Source organism: Agromyces kandeliae (assembly GCF_009674665.1).
In the GTDB taxonomy this organism is placed as follows: domain Bacteria; phylum Actinomycetota; class Actinomycetes; order Actinomycetales; family Microbacteriaceae; genus Agromyces; species Agromyces kandeliae.
In genome coordinates, this window is sequence record NZ_WKJD01000021.1 from 137007 (window position 1) to 154510 (window position 17504).

At 73.1% G+C, this 17504-nt stretch carries 17 protein-coding genes, 1 tRNA gene and 1 other RNA gene; 14 read left to right on the plus strand and 5 right to left on the minus strand.

Translation table 11 applies throughout. From position 1 onward, the window contains the following. Window positions 1-51 precede the first annotated feature (51 nt). Genes GJR97_RS16360 through GJR97_RS16380 form a run of 5 tightly spaced genes read left to right on the plus strand, consistent with a single transcriptional unit; the run spans window position 52 to window position 4357 of the window. A complete protein-coding gene (locus GJR97_RS16360; RefSeq protein WP_154347841.1) occupies window positions 52-690 on the plus strand; it encodes a biotin transporter BioY in 639 nt (212 codons plus the stop codon). Beyond that, on the plus strand, window positions 687-1937 hold the full coding sequence (locus GJR97_RS16365; protein ID WP_154347842.1) for a class I adenylate-forming enzyme family protein: 1251 nt from the start codon (window positions 687-689) through the stop codon (window positions 1935-1937). The genes GJR97_RS16360 and GJR97_RS16365 overlap by 4 nt, the downstream gene beginning before the upstream one ends. Beyond that, window positions 1934-3079, plus strand: coding sequence for a thiolase family protein (locus GJR97_RS16370; RefSeq protein ID WP_154347843.1), 1146 nt, complete (start codon window positions 1934-1936; stop codon window positions 3077-3079). Before GJR97_RS16365 ends, GJR97_RS16370 begins: the two co-directional genes overlap by 4 nt. After that, window positions 3076-3756 (plus strand): energy-coupling factor ABC transporter ATP-binding protein, encoded by a 681-nt coding sequence (locus tag GJR97_RS16375; RefSeq protein WP_154347844.1) that lies wholly within the window; start codon window positions 3076-3078, stop codon window positions 3754-3756. Before GJR97_RS16370 ends, GJR97_RS16375 begins: the two co-directional genes overlap by 4 nt. Before the next feature lie 7 nt (window positions 3757-3763). Beyond that, window positions 3764-4357 (plus strand): energy-coupling factor transporter transmembrane component T family protein, encoded by a 594-nt coding sequence (locus GJR97_RS16380; RefSeq protein WP_154347845.1) that lies wholly within the window; start codon window positions 3764-3766, stop codon window positions 4355-4357. Here GJR97_RS16380 and gnd read toward each other — a convergent pair. Further along, complete coding sequence (gene gnd / locus GJR97_RS16385) at window positions 4354-5463, minus strand: phosphogluconate dehydrogenase (NAD(+)-dependent, decarboxylating) (protein WP_324613610.1); 1110 nt, start codon at window positions 5461-5463, stop codon at window positions 4354-4356. The genes GJR97_RS16380 and gnd overlap by 4 nt on opposite strands. Before the next feature lie 174 nt (window positions 5464-5637). On the opposite strand from gnd, the gene GJR97_RS16390 reads away from it, so the two are divergent. The 3 genes from GJR97_RS16390 (at window position 5638) to GJR97_RS16400 (ending at window position 7940) form a co-directional block, all read left to right on the plus strand. After that, entirely contained in the window at window positions 5638-6423 is a 786-nt protein-coding gene (locus tag GJR97_RS16390) for a metal-dependent hydrolase (RefSeq protein ID WP_154347846.1), read from the plus strand. Between the two features lie 148 nt (window positions 6424-6571). Beyond that, window positions 6572-7168, plus strand: coding sequence for a VOC family protein (locus GJR97_RS16395; protein WP_154347847.1), 597 nt, complete (start codon window positions 6572-6574; stop codon window positions 7166-7168). Between the two features lie 10 nt (window positions 7169-7178). Beyond that, window positions 7179-7940 (plus strand): SDR family NAD(P)-dependent oxidoreductase, encoded by a 762-nt coding sequence (locus GJR97_RS16400; RefSeq protein WP_195760746.1) that lies wholly within the window; start codon window positions 7179-7181, stop codon window positions 7938-7940. Between the two features lie 8 nt (window positions 7941-7948). On the opposite strand, the gene GJR97_RS16405 is transcribed toward GJR97_RS16400, so the two are convergent. The 3 genes from GJR97_RS16405 to GJR97_RS16415 all read right to left on the minus strand — a co-directional run bounded on the left by GJR97_RS16405 (window position 7949) and on the right by GJR97_RS16415 (window position 10157). Beyond that, window positions 7949-9289 (minus strand): hypothetical protein, encoded by a 1341-nt coding sequence (locus GJR97_RS16405; RefSeq protein WP_154347849.1) that lies wholly within the window; start codon window positions 9287-9289, stop codon window positions 7949-7951. An 80-nt stretch (window positions 9290-9369) separates the two neighbouring features. Beyond that, a complete protein-coding gene (locus tag GJR97_RS16410) occupies window positions 9370-9798 on the minus strand; it encodes a YybH family protein (protein ID WP_154347850.1) in 429 nt (142 codons plus the stop codon). A 283-nt stretch (window positions 9799-10081) separates the two neighbouring features. Then, a tRNA-Lys gene (locus GJR97_RS16415) sits at window positions 10082-10157 on the minus strand. Between the two features lie 134 nt (window positions 10158-10291). Here GJR97_RS16415 and GJR97_RS16420 point away from each other — a divergent pair. The 3 genes from GJR97_RS16420 to GJR97_RS16430 all read left to right on the plus strand — a co-directional run bounded on the left by GJR97_RS16420 (window position 10292) and on the right by GJR97_RS16430 (window position 12362). After that, the gene (locus tag GJR97_RS16420) at window positions 10292-11080 is read left to right on the plus strand and encodes an inositol monophosphatase family protein (RefSeq protein ID WP_324613611.1); all 789 of its coding nucleotides are present in this window, start codon (window positions 10292-10294) and stop codon (window positions 11078-11080) included. After that, window positions 11077-12012, plus strand: a complete 936-nt coding sequence (locus GJR97_RS16425) for an LLM class F420-dependent oxidoreductase (RefSeq protein ID WP_324613612.1) — start codon at window positions 11077-11079, stop codon at window positions 12010-12012. The genes GJR97_RS16420 and GJR97_RS16425 overlap by 4 nt, the downstream gene beginning before the upstream one ends. Before the next feature lie 116 nt (window positions 12013-12128). Beyond that, the gene (locus GJR97_RS16430) at window positions 12129-12362 is read left to right on the plus strand and encodes a hypothetical protein (RefSeq protein ID WP_154347851.1); all 234 of its coding nucleotides are present in this window, start codon (window positions 12129-12131) and stop codon (window positions 12360-12362) included. Between the two features lie 71 nt (window positions 12363-12433). Here the strand turns inward: GJR97_RS16430 and ssrA are convergent. After that, window positions 12434-12802: a transfer-messenger RNA gene (gene ssrA / locus GJR97_RS16435) on the minus strand. Window positions 12803-13086: 284 nt separating this feature from the next. Here ssrA and GJR97_RS16440 point away from each other — a divergent pair. From GJR97_RS16440 to GJR97_RS16450, 3 genes are all read left to right on the plus strand, one after another. Further along, window positions 13087-15282, plus strand: a complete 2196-nt coding sequence (locus tag GJR97_RS16440) for a glycoside hydrolase domain-containing protein (RefSeq protein ID WP_154347852.1) — start codon at window positions 13087-13089, stop codon at window positions 15280-15282. Between the two features lie 73 nt (window positions 15283-15355). Further along, on the plus strand, window positions 15356-16645 hold the full coding sequence (locus tag GJR97_RS16445; RefSeq protein ID WP_154347853.1) for a glycosyltransferase: 1290 nt from the start codon (window positions 15356-15358) through the stop codon (window positions 16643-16645). Window positions 16646-16830: 185 nt separating this feature from the next. Further along, entirely contained in the window at window positions 16831-17493 is a 663-nt protein-coding gene (locus GJR97_RS16450; RefSeq protein WP_195760747.1) for an SIMPL domain-containing protein, read from the plus strand. The last annotated feature ends 11 nt before the right edge of the window (window positions 17494-17504 follow it).

A 17504-nucleotide genomic window follows, 5' to 3' on the forward strand; every position in this document is an offset into this window, starting at 1 on the left:
GTGAAACGACACGGGCATCCCCGCCCCCTCACGCCGACCGATGGGAATCGCATGACCGCCGCACCCAGCCCCGTCGCCGCGCCCGAACGGCGCCGCGCACGCACGTCCGCCCGCGACCTCGCCCAGATCGCCGTCTTCGCCGCGCTCATCGCCGCGCTCGGCCTGCCCGGCGCCCTGTACGTCGGCGGCACGGCGGTTCCGATCACGTTCCAGACGCTCGGCGTCATGCTGGCCGGCGCGATCCTCGGCGCACGGAAGGGCGCGCTGAGCGTGGTGCTCCTGCTCGCACTCGTCGCAGCGGGCCTGCCCCTGCTCTCGGGTGGCCGCGGCGGCCTCGGCGTCTTCGTCGGGCCGTCGGTCGGGTACCTGATCGGCTGGGTGCTCGGCGCGCTGGTCATCGGCTGGTTCACGGCGCGGCTGCTCCCCCGCTACCGCGTCCTGCCCGCGCTCGGCGCCACCGCGCTCGGCGGGATCGTCGCGATCTACCTCGTCGGCGTGCCGGTGTTCGCCGCGATCACCGGCACCCCGATCGGCGTCGCGATCGCGGGTTCGGCGATCTTCCTGCCGGGCGACCTCCTCAAGGTCGTCGTGACGGTCCTCGTCGCCAAGGGCGTGCACCGCGCATGGCCGGGGCTCATCGAGCCGCGCGCCTGGCCGTGGAAGCGCCCCGCGGAGGCCACCGCGAAGTGACCGACCTGCTCGGCGCGTCAGGCGACCGCATCGCGCTCTCGTTCGGCGGACGGTCCGCCGGCTTCGACGAGCTCGCGCGGGCGGTCGCCGGCGCCGGGTTGCCCCCGGGCGACGGGCCGGTCGGATGTCGCGCCGACGGCGATCCCGTCCTCGCGATCACCACCGTGCTCGCCTGCCTCGACCGCGGTCGGCCGGTGCTCGTCGGCGGCACGCAGCGCGACGCGGACCGCATCGCCGACGACCTGCCCGCCGGCACCGAGCTCGCCCTCACCACGTCGGGTTCGACGTCGGCCGACGGCTCGCCGCGCGTGGTCGCGCGCACGCTGGACTCCTGGCTCGCGTCGGCCGAGCCGCTGGCGGGGCTCGCCGGCCTCGACGCGCACGACCGCGTCGCGGTCACCGGCCCCCTCGCCGCGACGATGCACCTCTACGCGGCCCTGCACGCGCTCCGGATCGGGGCGACGGTCACCGACGACGTCGCCTCGGCCACCGCCGTGCACGCCACGCCGACGCGCCTCGCGCGCCTGCTCTCCACCGAGGCGGCGCTGCCGCGCACGGCGATCGTCGCGGGCGCCGCGATGCCGTCCCGGCTCCGCGGGCAGGCGGCGGGCCGTGGCATCCGCGTCGTCGAGTACTACGGCGCCGCCGAGCTGTCGTTCGTGCTCGCCACCCGTCATGGGAGCGACCGAGCGCCGGACTCCGGGCTCGAGCCGTTCCCCGGCGTCGAGGTCGACCTGCGGCCCGCCGACGCGGGCCTCGAGCTGTGGGCGCGGTCGCCGTACCTCGCGATGGACGTGGTCGGCGGGCGGATGCGGCGCGACGCCGACGGATTCGCGACGGTCGGCGACCTCGCCGAGCGCACGCCGGCCGGCGGCATCCGCGTGCTCGGACGCGGTGACTCGGCGATCATCACGGCCGGTGCGACGGTGCTCGCCGAGGACGTCGAGGCGCACCTCGTCGCGCTTCCCGGGGTCCACGACGCGGCCGTCGTCGGCGAGCCGCACGACCTGCTGGGCGAGCGCATCGCGGCCGTCGTCGAGCTCGAACCCGGCGCGCGGCTCGAAGCGGTGGCGGATGCCGCGCGCGTCGCGCTCTCGCCCGTCGAGCTGCCGCGCCGCTGGTTCGCCGCCGACCTTCCGCGCACGGCGTCGGGCAAGCCCGCGCGCGGGCGCCTACGCGACGACATCGCGGCCGGCCGGCTCGGCCCGGGCCATCCGCCGCACTTCGCCGACTGGAGTCGCGCATGACCCGGGAGCACGCACCGGTGATCGTGGCGGCGCGACGCACCGCGATCGGCACCGCCGGGCGCGGGTTCGCCCGGCACGCGGTCGACGCGCTCGCCGCCCCGGTGCTCGCGGCGGTCGCCGCCGAGGTGGCGCCGGCCGGGGTGCCCGTCGACGACGTGGTCCTCGGCAACTGCATGGGTCCGGGCGGCGACCTCGCGCGCGTGGCCGCGCTGCGCGCGGGGCTCGGCGCCGAGGTGCCGGGCGTGACGGTCGACCGGCAGTGCGGGTCGGGCCTCGACGCCGTGATCCAGGCGTCGTCGCGCGTGCGCGCCGGCGACGCACGCCTCGTGCTCGCGGGCGGCGCCGAGTCGGCGTCGACCGCACCGCACCGCTCGTGGCCCGACTCCGGCGAGCGGTACGCGCGGGCGCCGTTCGCTCCCCCGGGCCTGCCCGACCCCGACATGGGTCCCGCGGCACAGTACCTCGCCGGGGTGCGCGGCATCGGCCGCGAGCGGCAGGACGCGTGGGCCGCACGGTCGCACGCGCGTGCCGCCGCCGCACGCGACGCAGGCCGGTTCGACGCCGAGGTCGTCGCCGTCGACGGCGTCGCCCGCGACGACCGCCCGAGGGCGACCATGGATGCCACGATGCTCGCGCGGTTCGCGCCGGCGTTCGGCTCCGCCCGCGACGTCACCGGCACGGTCACCGCGGGCAACTCCTGCGGGTTCTCCGACGGCGCCGCCGCGATGGCGGTCGCGACCGCCGACCTCGCCCGCGACCTCGGCCTGCCCGCGCTCCGGATCCGCGCGACCGCGGTCGCCGCGGGCGACCCGGCGCTGCCGGGACTCGGCGCCGCGTGGGCCGGACGCCGTGCGCTCGTAGGCGCCGGAATGACCGCCCACGACCTCGGCTTCGTCGAGATCACCGAGGCGTTCGCCGCGCAGGTCCTCGCCGTGAGCGACGAGCTCGGGCTCGACGAGGAGACGATCTCGGGCGACGGCGGCGCGATCGCGCTCGGCCACCCGTGGGGCGCGTCGGGCGCCGTGCTCCTCGTGCGCCTGGCCGCCCGGATGGCCGCCGACGACGATGCCCGCGCGGGCCTCGCGGCGTGCTCGATCGGCGGCGGACAGGGCGTCGCGATGATCGTGGAGCGCGTCGCATGAGTGCCATCCGCTTCGACGGCGTCAGCCATCGCTTCGACGACGGACTCGTCGTCGACGACGTCACCCTCGAGCTCACCGAGCGGCGCATCGGCATCGTCGGCGCGAACGGGTCGGGCAAGTCCACGCTCGCGCGCATGGTGAACGGGCTCGTGACGCCGACGACCGGCACCGTGACGGTCGACGGACTCGACGTGGCCCGCCACGGCCGCGAGGTGCGCCGCCGCGTCGGGTTCGTGTTCACGAACGCCGACACGCAGATCGTCATGCCCACCGTCCGCGAGGACGTCGCGTTCACGCTGCGACGACACCGGCTGGATGCCCCGACCGCGGCCGCTCGCGTCGAGGCCGTGCTCGAGCGGTTCGGGCTCGTCGAGCTCGCCGACCGCCCCGCGCATCGCCTCTCCGGCGGGCAGAAGCAGCTGCTGGCCCTGGCCGCGGTGCTCGTCGGGGAGCCGGCGATCGTCGTGGCCGACGAGCCGACGACCCTGCTCGACGCACGGAACGCCCGCCGCATCGCCGAGCACTTCGCGACGCTCGACGAGCAGCTCATCGTCGTGAGCCATCACCTCGAGCTCCTCGAGTCGTTCGACCGCGTGATCGTGATGGAGGCGGGCCGCATCGTCGCCGATGCCGAACCCGAGGCCGCGCTCGACGCCTACCGGGCGCTGATCGGGTGATCTGGCCATGATCGGCGTCTTCCACCCCGGCTCATCGGTCGTCCACCGCGCGCCGGCGCTCGCGAAGCTCGGGCTGCTCGCGGTCGCGGTGACGGCGACCGCGCTCGTCGGCTCGCTGCCCGCGCTCGGGATCGTCGCGGCGGCCACGATCGGCCTCTTCGCCCTCGCCCGGATTCCGGTGCGGGTCGCCTGGCGGCAGGTCTCGCCGATCCTCTGGGTCCTCGTGTTCGCGGTGCCGGTGCAGTGGATCTTCGCGGGATGGGAGGCCGCCGCGACCATGGGCGCCCGGCTCGTGCTCGCCGTCGCCCTCGCCGCCGTCTACACGCTCACGACCACCGTGTCGGCGACCCTCGACGCGATGCAGGTGCTGCTGCGCCCGTTCGCGCGGTGGATCGACCCGGACCGCGTCGGGCTGGCGCTGGCCCTCGCCATCCGCTGCGTCCCGCTGCTCGCCGACCTCGTGCGCGAGGTGCTCGAGGCGCGCAAGGCGCGCGGCGCCGAGGGGTCGCTCACCGCGCTCGCGGTGCCGGTCATCGTGCGGACGCTGCGCACGGCCGACCACCTCGGCGAGGCGCTGATGGCGCGCGGCGTCGACGACTAGGCGTCCGCGGACCGGCCGCCCGTCTCGAGCACGTCGCCGGACGGCAGCTCCCGGTGGCCGCCGAACTGGAGCCGCATCGCCGAGAGCAGCTGGTTGGCGTAGCGATCGTCCTCCCGCGAGGCGAACCGCTCGAACAGGGCTGCCGCGAGCACCGGCGCCGGCACGCCCGTGTCGACCGCGGCCTTGACGGTCCACCGACCCTCGCCGGAATCCGAGACCCGGCCGGCCAGTCCGTCGAGCGTCGGATTCTCGACGAGCGCGGCCGCGGTCAGGTCGAGCAGCCACGAGGAGATCACCGACCCTCGTCGCCAGAGCTCGGCGACGGCCGGCGTGTCGATCGTGAACCGGTAGAACTCCGGCTCCTCCAAGGGCGCGATCTCCGCCGAGTGCTCCTCGGGGCGGAGTCCGGCATCGGCGTTCTTCAGGATGTTCAGCCCCTCGGCGAGCGCCGCCATGATCCCGTACTCGATGCCGTTGTGCACCATCTTGACGAAGTGGCCGGACCCCGAGGGCCCGCAGTGCAGGTACCCGCGCTCCTCTGGGGACAGCTCTCCCGTGCGGCCCGGCGTGCGCTCGATGTCGCCCGGGCCGGGTGCGATCGACCGAAGGATCGGCTCGATGCGCGAGACCGCCTCGTCAGGGCCTCCCACCATCAGGCAGTAGCCGCGCTCGAGGCCGAACACTCCGCCGCTCGTCCCCGCGTCGACGTAGTGGATGCCGGAGGGCGCGAGCGCCTCCGCTCGGCGCACGTCGTCGCGGTAGTTGGAGTTGCCGCCGTCGATGATGACGTCACCGGCATCGAGCACCGCGGCGACCTGGTCCACGAGCTGCCCCGTGATCCCCGCGGGAACCATGAGCCACACGGTCCGCGGCGCGTCGAGCTTGGACGCGAGGTCGGCGATGCTCGCCGCGCCGGTCGCGCCCTCGGCCGCGAGCGCGGTCACGGCCCCGGGATCGACGTCGTACACCACGCACTCGTGCCCGTCCCGCATGAGGCGCCGCACGATGTTCGCGCCCATCCGCCCCAGTCCCACCATCGCGATCTGCATCAGCCATCCCCCGTCGCTCAGCCGACGCGGATCGCTCGGTCCGGCCGGCGCGTTCACGCGGCAGTCTAGGACCCCGCGCGGACGCGCCGCATCGTCGTGGTGCGGCGATCCCGGGCCGCGCCGCGACCCGACGGTCGGTGTCCGCGGGTCCGGGCACACTGGTCGACGCGGACCCTTCTCCGCCGATCGTCCCGCCGTCCCCTCGGCCGACCCCCTGGAGCACCCGACCCGATGATGGGCATCACCCATGCCACGAGCGGCGCCGCCGCCTGGCTCGCGATCACCGGAACCATGCCGATCGTCACCGCCGGCGCCTACCCGCTCGACCCGGTCGGCGTGCTCGCCGGCACGGCGGTGTGCGCGGGCGCAGCACTGCTGCCCGACGCCGACCACCACAGCGCCACGATCGCGCACTCGGTGCCCGTGCTCGGCAAGCTCGCGACGGGCGTCGTCGAAGCGGCATCCGGCGGTCACCGGCAGGGCGCGCACTCACCCGTCGGCGTGCTCGTGACGTTCGCGGCGGCGTGGGCACTGACGCTCGTCGCATTCCCCGTCGATCCGCTCGGCTCGCTCGCCATCGGAGCGGGCGCGGGCACGGCCGCCCTGACGGCGTTCGGGCTCAAGGCGCGCGGCCTCATCCGGTCGTGGCCCGCCGCATGGGCGATCGGGGCGATGCTCGGCGCGTTCATCGTCGTCTTCGCGCCCGAGCAGGTCGCCTGGTTCCCGCTCGCGGTGCTCGTCGGCTTCGTCGCGCACCTCGCAGGAGACCTGCTCACCACGGGCGGCCTGCCGGGGCTCATCTGGCCGTGGCGCATCCGCCCGCCCCGGGCGATCCGTCCGCTGCCCGTGCTCAATCGCGTCTGGCTGCCGAACGGCTACGTGTCGCTCCCGGTCCTCGGCGACACGGGGTCGCTCCGCGAGACGATGCTCGGCGCGCTGCTCGGCACGTACTGCTTCGTCGGCTCGACGTACGAGGTGCTGCGGCTGATCGGCGTCGACCCGTTCGCGTTCTGGTGACGGAGGGGACGAGCCGCCGGGCCCACGCTCACTCGTGAGCCGGCACCGACGAGGCGTGCTCATATGCAGCCGATTCCGCTCACGCGCGTGACTGGCGGCGCGCCGCAGCTTATCGTGAGGGCAGCCCGACCTCGATGAGGAGATCAGCATGACGTGGGACACCGGCGGCTTCGACCGAGAGAGCCTCGCCTCGGCGGCGCGAGCCTTCACCGCCCAGCAGGTCGACAGGTGCGCCGCGATCGGCATCGACGCGGACGGATTCCAGGTCAGCCACCTCGCCGTCCGCACGCCCACGTGGCGCGACTACGTCGCGGCGCGCGACGCGATCGAGTCGTACTCGACGGCGAACCTCGAGAACGTCTGGAACGGGCGGCCGATCTCCAAGCTGATGCTGGCCGAGCCCATCGAGATCGCCGACGGCATCGGCATCCCGCTCATCGAGCTCATCCCGCCATTCCACCAACGCGTCTACCGCATGGGGCTCGAACACGTCGGCTTCGTCGTCGGTCCCGAGCATCAGGCGTTCATCGAACGCCACCGCGAGGTGCTGACGGGCCAGCAGTTCCAGAGCCGGTTCTGCGCGCCCGTCTACCGGCTCTTCGACGACTACACCCACGTGAAGTTCTACGAGACCTCGCTGGGAGACGTCTGCCGGCTCGAGGGGGCCGCATTCGACGGCATCGTGCACGCCGACTGGCAGCCCGCGGATCCCGATGCCGGACCGTACGAGATCGGCTGCGACTGAGGCGCGCGCGATGGACCGCGACTTCGAGGGCACGACGGTGCTCGTCACCGGGGCGACCGGTGGGCTCGGCTCGGCGATCGCCGAGCGCTTCGCGCGCCGCGGTGCCGACGTGGTGCTGCACCATCGGTCGCGCGAGCGCGACGCGGAACGCCTCGCGGAGACGCTCGCCGCGGCGCACGGCGTGGTCGCCGACACGGTGCGCTGCGACCTGTCCGACGAGCGCGACATCGAGCGGATGTTCCGCGCGGAATCGCCGGCCGCGCGCGCGACGGTGCTCGTCAACAACGCCGGCACCTACCCGGTCGCCGGGTTCCTCGACCTCGGCGCCGACGACTGGATCGCGGGCTTCCGGTTGAACGTGGTGGCCGCGTACCTCTGCACCAAGCTCGCCGCGCCCGCGATGATCGCGGCCGGCGGCGGCGCGATCGTCAACGTCACGTCGATCTCCGCCGACCGTGCGACGCCCGACCAGGCGCCCTACGGCAGCAGCAAGGCCGCGCTGCGGTCGCTGACGCGCACCTCCGCGGTCGCGCTCGCGCCGCACGGCATCCGCGTCAACTCGGTGTCGCCCGGGCTTGTGTGGCGCGACGGGCTCGATGCGGAGTTCCCCGACGGGCTGGCCCGCTGGTCCGATCGTGCGCCGATCGGACGTGCCGTCCGGCCTCGCGAGATCGCGGACGCGTGCACCTTCCTCTCCTCACCGGCGGCGGCGGCGATCACGGGCCACGACCTCGTCGTCGACGGCGGCATCACGGCGACCTCCGACTACTGAGGTCGACATCATCCGGCGAGTCGTTCGCACGGCACCTGGACGAGCCACCCTTCGGGGGCGATCGCGATCGCCGTCCGGCCCGGAGGCTCGTCGACGGTGCACGCGCTCCGCGCCGGCGGGATCTCAGGGGCCCAGTCCGGGCCGTCGGCCCGAACGGACGGCTGCGGAACGATCGCAGCGACCACCGTGAGCACCACCGCGCCGACGAGCACGACGGCGGAGGTCCGCCTCAGCACTCCCGCGCGCCACGCCACGGATGTCGCGAGGACGACCAGGGCGAGCAGGTACGACGCCGGCACCACGCCGTACCTCGTGAGGTGGAGGTGGACGGCGAGCGCGACCGGGATCTCGGAGTAGAAGAAGTCCGGGTTCGAGTTCAGCACGTACGCCGCCGACCACGCGATGACCGATCCGGCCGCGAGCGCCGCCGCCGCGATGCGCTCGACCGCGATGCCGCGCCACAGCACCCAGACGAGGGCGGCGAGGAACGGGAGCATCACGAGTGCGGCACCCCACCAGCCGAAGTGGATGACCCACGCCGCCTTCCACTGCCGCGAGGGGAAGACCGCCTCCATCGGCGCGTGGTACAGGTATCCCTGCACGGTCGAGAGGAACGGCGGCGAGGTCTCGGCACCGGCGTCCCGGGGCGAGAGCAGCACGGCGGCCACCTGCAGGGCCGAACCGATGACGACGCCTGCGCCGACGATCCACCGGTTCGGATCGCGGAAGCGCCACGCGAGCAGCGGCAGGAAGAGCAGCATCTGGATCTCGGTGAGCGCCGCGGCGAGGCCCACGACACCGAGCAGGATCGCGGTCGATCTCCGGCGAGGAACGGCGAGCAGCAGCCAGGGTGCGAGCCAGAGCAGGTACCAGTGCAGGTTCGCCGCGTTGCCGAGCACTTCCCACCCGGCCGCCGGGGCCAGGAACGTGAGCGCACCGATCGCGATGCGGGCGGGGAGCCACACCACCACGCTCCGCGCGCAGAGGAACACGACCGCGGAGACCGCACCGACGACGAGGCACGAGCCGACCGTCATCGCGATCGCGTAGCCCTCGACGGGCACGACCGAGACGACCGCCCCGGCGATGATCCGCGGAACGAGGTGCAGGTACCCCTGGTAGGGCTGCAGGAGCACGCTCACGGGGTCCGCGTCGAGCGCGTCGCCGAGGAAGAACGTGCCGTCCTCGGCCCACAGCGCCCGCGCCGCGTGCTCGATGCGGAACCATGACACGACCGACCCCAGCACGACGAGGGCGATCGCCCACGCCCAGTCGGGCAGGAGTGCGGCGCGCGGGCGGGTCCGTGCCGGGATTCCGCCGGTCGCCCGGGCCGCCGAGGGCGCGTCCATCGTCCTCCCGCCGTCCGATCTGCTTCGCTCCACGATACGGCCGGACCCTCACCCGCCCGGGAATGGCGGAGGCGCGATGATCAGGCCGGCTCCACCTCGTCGAGCGCCTCGGCGATCCCCGGCGCCTTGTCACCGTGGTGATGGATGACCTTCCACCCGTCGCCCTCTCGATAGTAGATATTCGTGACGCGGGAGTTCACCGTGAGCTGCGTGCCACCGACACCGAAAGCGGCGTGTTCGACGCCCACTTCGTATGCCGTGTCCCCGTGAACCCGAACGAGTTGATCCGTGATCTCCACATGACCGCCTGTGCTCGACCGGGCCACGCGCTCGAACGACCCGTTGATCTGGTCCCATCCCACCTGACGATCGCCGATCGGGTGCATCGTCGTCGCCTCGGGGCTGTGCACCCAGATATCGGTCAGCGAACCGGCGTCCCCGGAGAGCATGCGATTCAATGCCGCGTAGAACGCCTTCGAGGCGGCGCGCACATCGTCTTCGTCGGTCATTTCCCTGCTCCCGGGTACCTGCGTGTCGAACTTCGAGCGATCGGGGCACCGGGTGCTGGATGCCCACGAACATGCTACGGCGGTCGGCGGACCAGCACAGCCCGGTCTGGGGGGTCAGCACCCGGGAGTGCCGAAGACGCGATGAGTGAGGCGGGCGTCGCGGCCACGGGCGCTCCACATCGCCAAGGCGACGAGGCCGGGCCGGAGCAGGGTTCGCCGCTCGGCACTGACCAACGACAGAAGCCCGGTACCCACGCGATCCGCGTAGTGCCGGGCTTCTTGCTGGTGCACCCCCAGGGACTTGAACCCTGAACCCACTGATTAAGAGTCAGTTGCTCTGCCGATTGAGCTAGAGGTGCGTTTCGGCCGGGTTTTCTGCAACCCCGGACCGAGGAACAACGGTATCAGGTGACCGCCCTGAACGCGAAATCGGGCCCGCTTCGGACGCCCCGACCCCCGGCGGCCCGCCGCAGGCGGTCGATAGGCTGAGCCGGTGACGGATGCCTCGTACGCCGACGACCTCGCCCTCGCCCTCGAACTGGCCGACCTCGCCGACTCGGCCGCCATGGCCCGCTTCCGCGCGGTCGACCTCAGGATCGACACGAAACCCGACCGCACGTTCGTGACCGAGGCCGACCTCGCGGTCGAGCGCGCGGTGCGCGAGGTGCTCGCGGAGCGTCGCCCCGGCGACGGCATCCTCGGCGAGGAGTACGGCACCGAGGGCACCGGTTCGCGGCGGTGGATCATCGACCCGATCGACGGAACCTCGAACTTCCTCCGCGGCGTGCCGGTCTGGGGCGCGCTCATCGCGCTCACGGTCGACGGCGCACCGGTCGTGGGCGTCGCCTCCATGCCCGCCATCGGGCGGCGCTGGTGGGGCGCGCCCGGTGTGGGCGCGCAGACGACGGATGCCCCGGGCGCTGCGCCCCGCGACATCCGCGTGTCGAACGTGGCCGACCTCGCCGACGCGTCCCTCAGCTTCCAGAGCATCGCGCAATGGCGCGATGCCGGCTACCTCGGGCGGCTGCTCGCGCTCGGCGAGCGCGTGTGGCGGGATCGCGCGTACGGCGACCTGTGGTCGTACTGCCTGCTGGCAGAGGGCCTCGTCGACATCGTGGGCGAGTTCGACGTGAAGGCGTGGGACCTCGCCGCGCTCATCCCGATCGTGGAGGGCGCCGGGGGCCGGTTCACGTCGGTCGCCGGTGAGGCGGGCGCGGGCAACGGCAGCGCCCTGGCCACCAACGGCCTGCTGCACGACGCGGTGCTCGAGGCGTTGAAGTGAGCCGCTCGCTCGAGGTCTGCGTGTTCACCGAGCCCCAGCAGGGCGCGAGCTACGACGAGCAGCTCGCGCAGGCGCAGGAGACCGAGCGGCTCGGCTTCGACGGATGGTTCCGCAGCGACCACATCCTGCACATGGGTCCCGGCAGCCCGTTGCCCGGGCCGACCGACGCCTGGACGACGCTCGCCGGCATCGCCCGCGAGACCGACCGCATCCGGCTCGGCACGCTCGTCTCCCCGGTGACGTTCCGGCACCCCGGACTCCTCGCGATCCAGGTCGCGCAGGTCGACGACATGTCGGGCGGTCGCGTCGAGCTCGGCCTCGGCGCCGGCTGGTTCGGCGCGGAGCATGCCGCGTACGGCATCCCGTTCCCCGATCGGCGCTTCGACCTCCTCGAGGAGCAGCTGCAGGTCGTCACCGGCCTCTGGCAGACGCCGGCCGGCGAGCGCTTCTCGTTCGCGGGCGAGCGCTACGAGCTCGTCGACGCGCCCGCGCTGCCGAAGCCGGTCCAGTCGCCCGTGCCGCTCATCATGGGCGGCGGCGGCCGCACCCGATTGCCCGCGCTCGCGGCGCGGTTCGCGACGGAGTTCAACCGGGGCTTCTCCCACGAGGACGAGATCGCCGCATCGTTCGAGCGCGTGCGCGCCGCGTGCGAGGCGATCGGCCGCGATCCCGACACGATGCGCCTGAGCGTGGCGCTGCCGACGGTCGTGGCGACGGATGACGCGAGCTACCTCGCACGCCTCCGCGCGATCCACGCCGACCCCGACGCGTTCGCCGAGGTCAACGTCGCCGGAACCCCCGAGGTCGTGGTCGAGAAGCTCCGGCGGCTTTCCGACCTCGGCGCCGACCGGGTGTACCTCCAGCTGGTCGACCAGCGCGACCTCGACCACGTCGAACTCATCGCCGCCGAGGTGCTCCCGCACCTCCGCTGAGCGGCGGATGAGCACGTCTCCGAGACATCCTCGTCATCGTGCGCGGAACGTCCGTGGAGTCGCGTACCCTTGTGGGTGAGGGCCGGGGGGCCTCGAGGGGGAAGAACATGCGGGCGATGGCACGCCGACGACACGAGTTCGTCGACCAGCAGCCGCTGGATCCTGAGAACGATCCGTACGCCGCCTACCTGATCTGGAAGGCCGAGCGCGACGCCGAGGCGGCCGCGGTCGCCGACGACGGCGCAGCCGACGGCTCCGACGGCGACGACGACGAGTCGGAGCCGCCGCGCGGTTCGTGGCTTCGGCGGCTCGCCGCCCGCGCCCACGTGAACGCGTCCCGCGAGCGCTGACCGCGCAGACGCCGATCGCCGCGACGAGTCGCGGCGATCGGATGACCGGCACAGCGTGCGATGACGACCGGTGGTGGAGATGGGGGGAATTGAACCCCCGTCCATCGCTGGGATTCCGCGGTTTCTCCGGGCGCATCCTGTGAAGCGTTCTCATCGGCCCCGACCCTTGCCACAGGCAGCCAGGTCGACGGGCCCAGCCTGAAGAAAGTCCCGTACGACGCTCAGGCGACGTCGTACAGCGAGTTCCCTAGATGACGCCAGCGACCGGGGCGGGAACGAACCCGGGCTGACGGACTAACGGACTCGCTTAGGCAGCGAGGGCGTAGTCGTTCTGCGACTTATTGGCAGTTATTGTTTCGCAGGGAGCGTTCACGAGATAACCCTGCATCCTCGGCCCGCTTCTCGCAGTCTCGCAGGCGATGTCGAAACCGATCATCCCCATGAGACGCGCTCCGACCGTCGGTCGGAAGGCGGGTCGTCATCGCACGCTGTTGAGTTGCCAACCGCGCAGGACCCCCGAAGGGTGCGCGGCCCTACAGGATACAACAGGAGCACCGGGCGGGGCATTCCGGATGGCGCGCCGGAATCGTTCATGTGACTGTAACCCGCGCGGCTCCGCCAGCACGTAGCGTCCCCGCATGGGACGTTCCGAGATCGCCTCGCCCCGAACGGGCACCGCCGCCCGCACCGGGTCCGCCGCCGCACGCCGCCGCGCTGGAGCCGCATGATCGCGCGGGTCGATCCGTTCATCGGCACCGAGGCCGTCGACCTGCCCCCGCAGACGGGGCTGGCCGCGACCTGGTGGTGGCCGAAGCCGCAGGTCGGCAACACGCATCCCGGCGCGACCTATCCGCTCGGGATGGTCTCCGCGTGCGCGTACTCGGGGGCGTACCCGACCGGGTACGGACGCTACGACCTCGCGACCGAGGGCGTGCCGCCCATGATCCACGAGGGCGGCGTGGCATCCGGCTTCACGCACTTCCAGCAGTCCGGCACCGGCGCGATCCGCAAGTACTACAACTACTTCCGCGTGACGCCCATGCTCGAACCCCTCGACGTGCTCGGCCGCACCTGGGAGCTCCACGAGGAGGCGGCGGAGCCCGGGTACTACGCGGCGACGCTCGACTCCGGCATCCGCGCCGAACTCACCGTCGGGCCGAAATCGGCCGTGCACCGCTACACGTTCCCGCGGAACCCGAACGCGCGGATCGTGATCGACTTCTCGCTCGGCGGCCTCTCGATCCCCCACGGCGAGACGATTCCCCTGCGCGCGAAGCTCGAGCAGGTGGCGCCGGGCATCGCGCAGGGCGAGATCGTCGTCGAGGGCGCGCCTCTCTCGGTGTACATCGAGTGCGACGCGCACACCTGGCGTCAGATGCTCTGGTACGACCGGCGCCTGATGCCGGGCGGCACGCGGCTCGCGTTCGACCACATCCGCCCGACGACGCTGCGCCCGTTCGGCCTCATGTGGGCCGGCCCGAGCGAGCCCGGCCAGAGCATCGAGGTGCGCATCGGGTTCTCGCTCCGCGGGGTCGACCAGGCCCGGGCGAACCTCCGGGCCGACGAGGGCACGGGCCCGGCGCGGTTCCCGCACCGGCGCGACCGGACGAAGAAGGCGTGGCGGAAGCACCTGAAGGCGATCACCGTCGACACCCCGTCGACCGAACGCCAGACGATCTTCTCGACGGCGCTCTACCACTCGCTGATCAAGCCGTGCCTCGCACCCGAGGAGAGCCCGTTCTGGCCGACCGAGGGCCCGTTCGTGTTCGACCTCTGCACGATGTGGGACATCTACCGCACGCAGCTGCCGCTGATCACGACGCTGTTCCCCGAGCGGGCCGTGGAGCTCGCCAACGCGCTGCTCACGATCTGCGAGGAGGAGGGCAACTTCCCCATCGGCTACCGGATGGCGCGCGGCAGCGACCGGTTCTCCCGGCAGGGCAGCGCGCTCGCGCAGACCTTCCTCGCCGACCTCTGCCAGCTCGGGCTCCCCGGCGTCGACTGGGAGTGGGCGCTCGTGCACATGCACGCGGACCTCCGCCGCACGTACGGCGAGGACTTCCTGCTCCGCGGCGTCGCGCACCCGATCAGCCACACGCTCGACCTCGCCTACGGCTACTGGTGCACGGCGAAGGTCGCGGCGCGCGTGGGCGACCGCGCGCTCGTCGAGGAGCTCACCGCCCTCGCGACCCGGTGGATCAACGCGTTCGACGAGCAGACCGGGCTGCTCCACGACTCGACCTTCTACGAGGGCAGCCGCTACAACTACTCGTTCCGACTGCTGCACGACATGAAGAGCCGCATCGAGCTCTCAGGGGGCGACGAGGGGTTCGTCGCCGCCCTCGACGCGTTCTTCGGATTCGGCGCCGAACCCGTGCGGCAGCCGGGCGTCGCGCCCGGCCTCGCGGAGCTCGCGACGGGCTACGCCCTCGGCCGCTTCGAGGGCCTGAACAACGAGCCCGACATGGAGGCGCCCTGGGCGTACCACTACGCGGGGCGCCCGGACCGGACCGCGGAGATCGTGCATGCCGCGGTGCACCAGCAGTTCGGCACCGGTCGCGGCGGCCTGCCCGGCAACGACGACTCGGGCGGCATCAGCTCCTGGTACGTCTGGGCGAGCCTCGGCCTGTTCCCCGTCGCCGGGCAGAACCTGTTCCTCGTCAACGCGCCGGCGTTCGCCGAGTCCGAACTGCGCGTCGGCGGCGACGCGTTCCGCATCGAGACGGCCGGGTTCGTCGAACCGCACCGGGACGGACCCGCGCAGTACGTCCAGTCCGCCGAACTCAACGGCGACCCCCTCGACCGAACCTGGCTCCGCGGCGACGAACTGCATCGCGGCGGCAGCCTCCTGCTGCGACTCGGTCCCGAACCGAGCGAGTGGGGGCGGATGTCGCGTCCGCCCTCCTCCCCGGAACGCTGACCCCGCGGCATCCCACCGCCAGACCTGCCCGATCAGGACGCGCACCTCGCGCCCCACCAGGAAAGGAGGAGCCATGAACGCTCCGCCCCGGAACCGCCTCGTCATCGTCAACCGCGCCGATCCGGTCATCTGCGGCCACTCGGTCGAGGGGCGCAACCTCGCCGAGGCCGCGCTGCAACGCGGCTTCGACGAGGTGCGCATCGTGACCTGGCCGATCGATCGCCTCGAGGCGGCCGGCCTGCCGCTGAAACCCCTGGATCGGATGCTGCCGTACAGCCCGGGCATCATCGTCGAACGCCCCGAGCCCGTGGGCGACTACAAGGTGCCCGACGGCCGCTACCTCGCCGGCATCACCGGCCGGCTGGTCGAGCTCTTCACCGACGGCGTGCCGACGGTGTGCCTGTCGCTCTACCTCAGCCCGCACACGGTGGCCGTCACCGACGCCGTGCGTGCGGCGTGGAGCACGGGCCTGCCGGTGAACGTGACGACGATCGCCGAGGCGGTCGGGTCCGATGTCACGAACGTGGTGCGCTCGTGCGTCGAGGAGGGACGCTTCGGCGCCGCCGCGCACATCCTCTCGAGCTACCTCGCGCAGGACCACTGCGTGGCGGTCTCGGAGTACACGCGCGAGCTCATCGTCGCCGCGGCGTCGGAGATCGACGCGTTCCACGGCACGCGCTTCGCCGAGCAGTGCCGGGACCGCATCCGCATCTCGTACCCGGCGATCGACACGTCGCAGTACCTCGACCTCGACCCGGCGATCGTGCGCGGCGTCCTCGCCGCGCGCGGGCTCGAGCCCGACGGCTACGTGCTCTTCCTCTCCCGACTCACCGAGGCGAAGGGCGTCGACGACCTCATCGCGGGGTTCGAGCGCACCGCGGCGAACGACCGCCTGAAGCTCGTGATCGTCGGTCGCGGCCCGGCCGCCGAGAAGTTCCGCGCCCGCGCCGCGGCGTCGCCCGTGGCCGACCGCATCGTGTTCCTCGACGACGTCGACGACGCGGAGAAGCCCTACCTGATGGCAGGCTGCGCCACCTACGTGCTGCCCAGCAAGCCGCGGCCGGAGTTCGTGGAGACCTTCGGCATCGCGCTCGCCGAGCAGATGCTCGCGGGCGGCGGCACGGTGATCACGACCGACACCGGCGGCATCGGCGAGGCAGTGGGCGAGCACGCGATCATCGTGCCGGTGGACGACCCCGACGCGATCGCCGACGCGATCGACCGGGCGCTCGCGCTCACGCCCGAGGAGCGCGCGCTCCGCGCCGAGCGGGCGAGGGCGTACGCGCTGCAGTTCGACCGCGGCGCCGTGTTCGAGCGCCTCTTCGACGGTGCGGGGGTGCTCCCGGAGCGCGCGATCGCCTGACGCGGGGCCGGGCTCCCGTCGGCGGTCGCCGCCGCGGGAGCCCGGCCTCGCGCGGCGGGAGTCCGGCCCCGCGCGGCGGGAGTCCCTCGATGCCGGAGGCACCGACGTATGCTGAGGTCGGCCGCGCCCGGGCGCGGCCCGCCGATGCCGCGCCGCCAGCGGCCGCACCCGCCGGGAGGTCCCGCATGCCGACCACGATCGCCGTCACCGGCCGTGCCGAGGAGCGCGTCGAACCGGAACTCGGCGCGGTCTCGCTCGCCGTGTCGTCCAACGGCGCCGACCGCGACCGCGTGCTCGCGACGGTCGGCGAGACGCACGAGCGCCTGCTCGCGGCCATCCGCGAGCTCGAGGTCGCGGGCGCGCTCGAGTCGTGGTCCGCGGGGCAGCTGCGCGTCTGGTCGCACCGCCCGTGGAACGACCAGGGCCGGCAGCTTCCCCTCGTCCACCAGGCCTCCGCCGACCTCGAGGTCGTCTTCCGCGACCTGGAGGCGCTCGGCGGGTGGGTCGGCCCAGTCTCCTCGACGTCCGACGTGACCGTGCAGGGCGTCGACTGGCGCCTGACGGATGCCACGCGCTCGCGCGTGCAGGAGGCGGCGCAGCGGTCGGCGGTCGCCGATGCGGTGCGCAAGGCCGCGGTCTACGCCGAGGCGCTCGGGCTCGGCGCCCCGACACCCGTCGAGCTCGCCGACCGCGGCCTGCTCCAGGCCCAGCCGATTCCCCGGGCGCACCAGGCGGTCGCGGTGCGCGCGATGGCGATGGACGTCTCGGACGCCGGGCCCGCGCCGGAGTTCGCACCCGCGAAGCTCGTGGTCGAGGCATCCGTCGACGCGCGCTTCACGGCCGGCTGACCCGCCGCGGC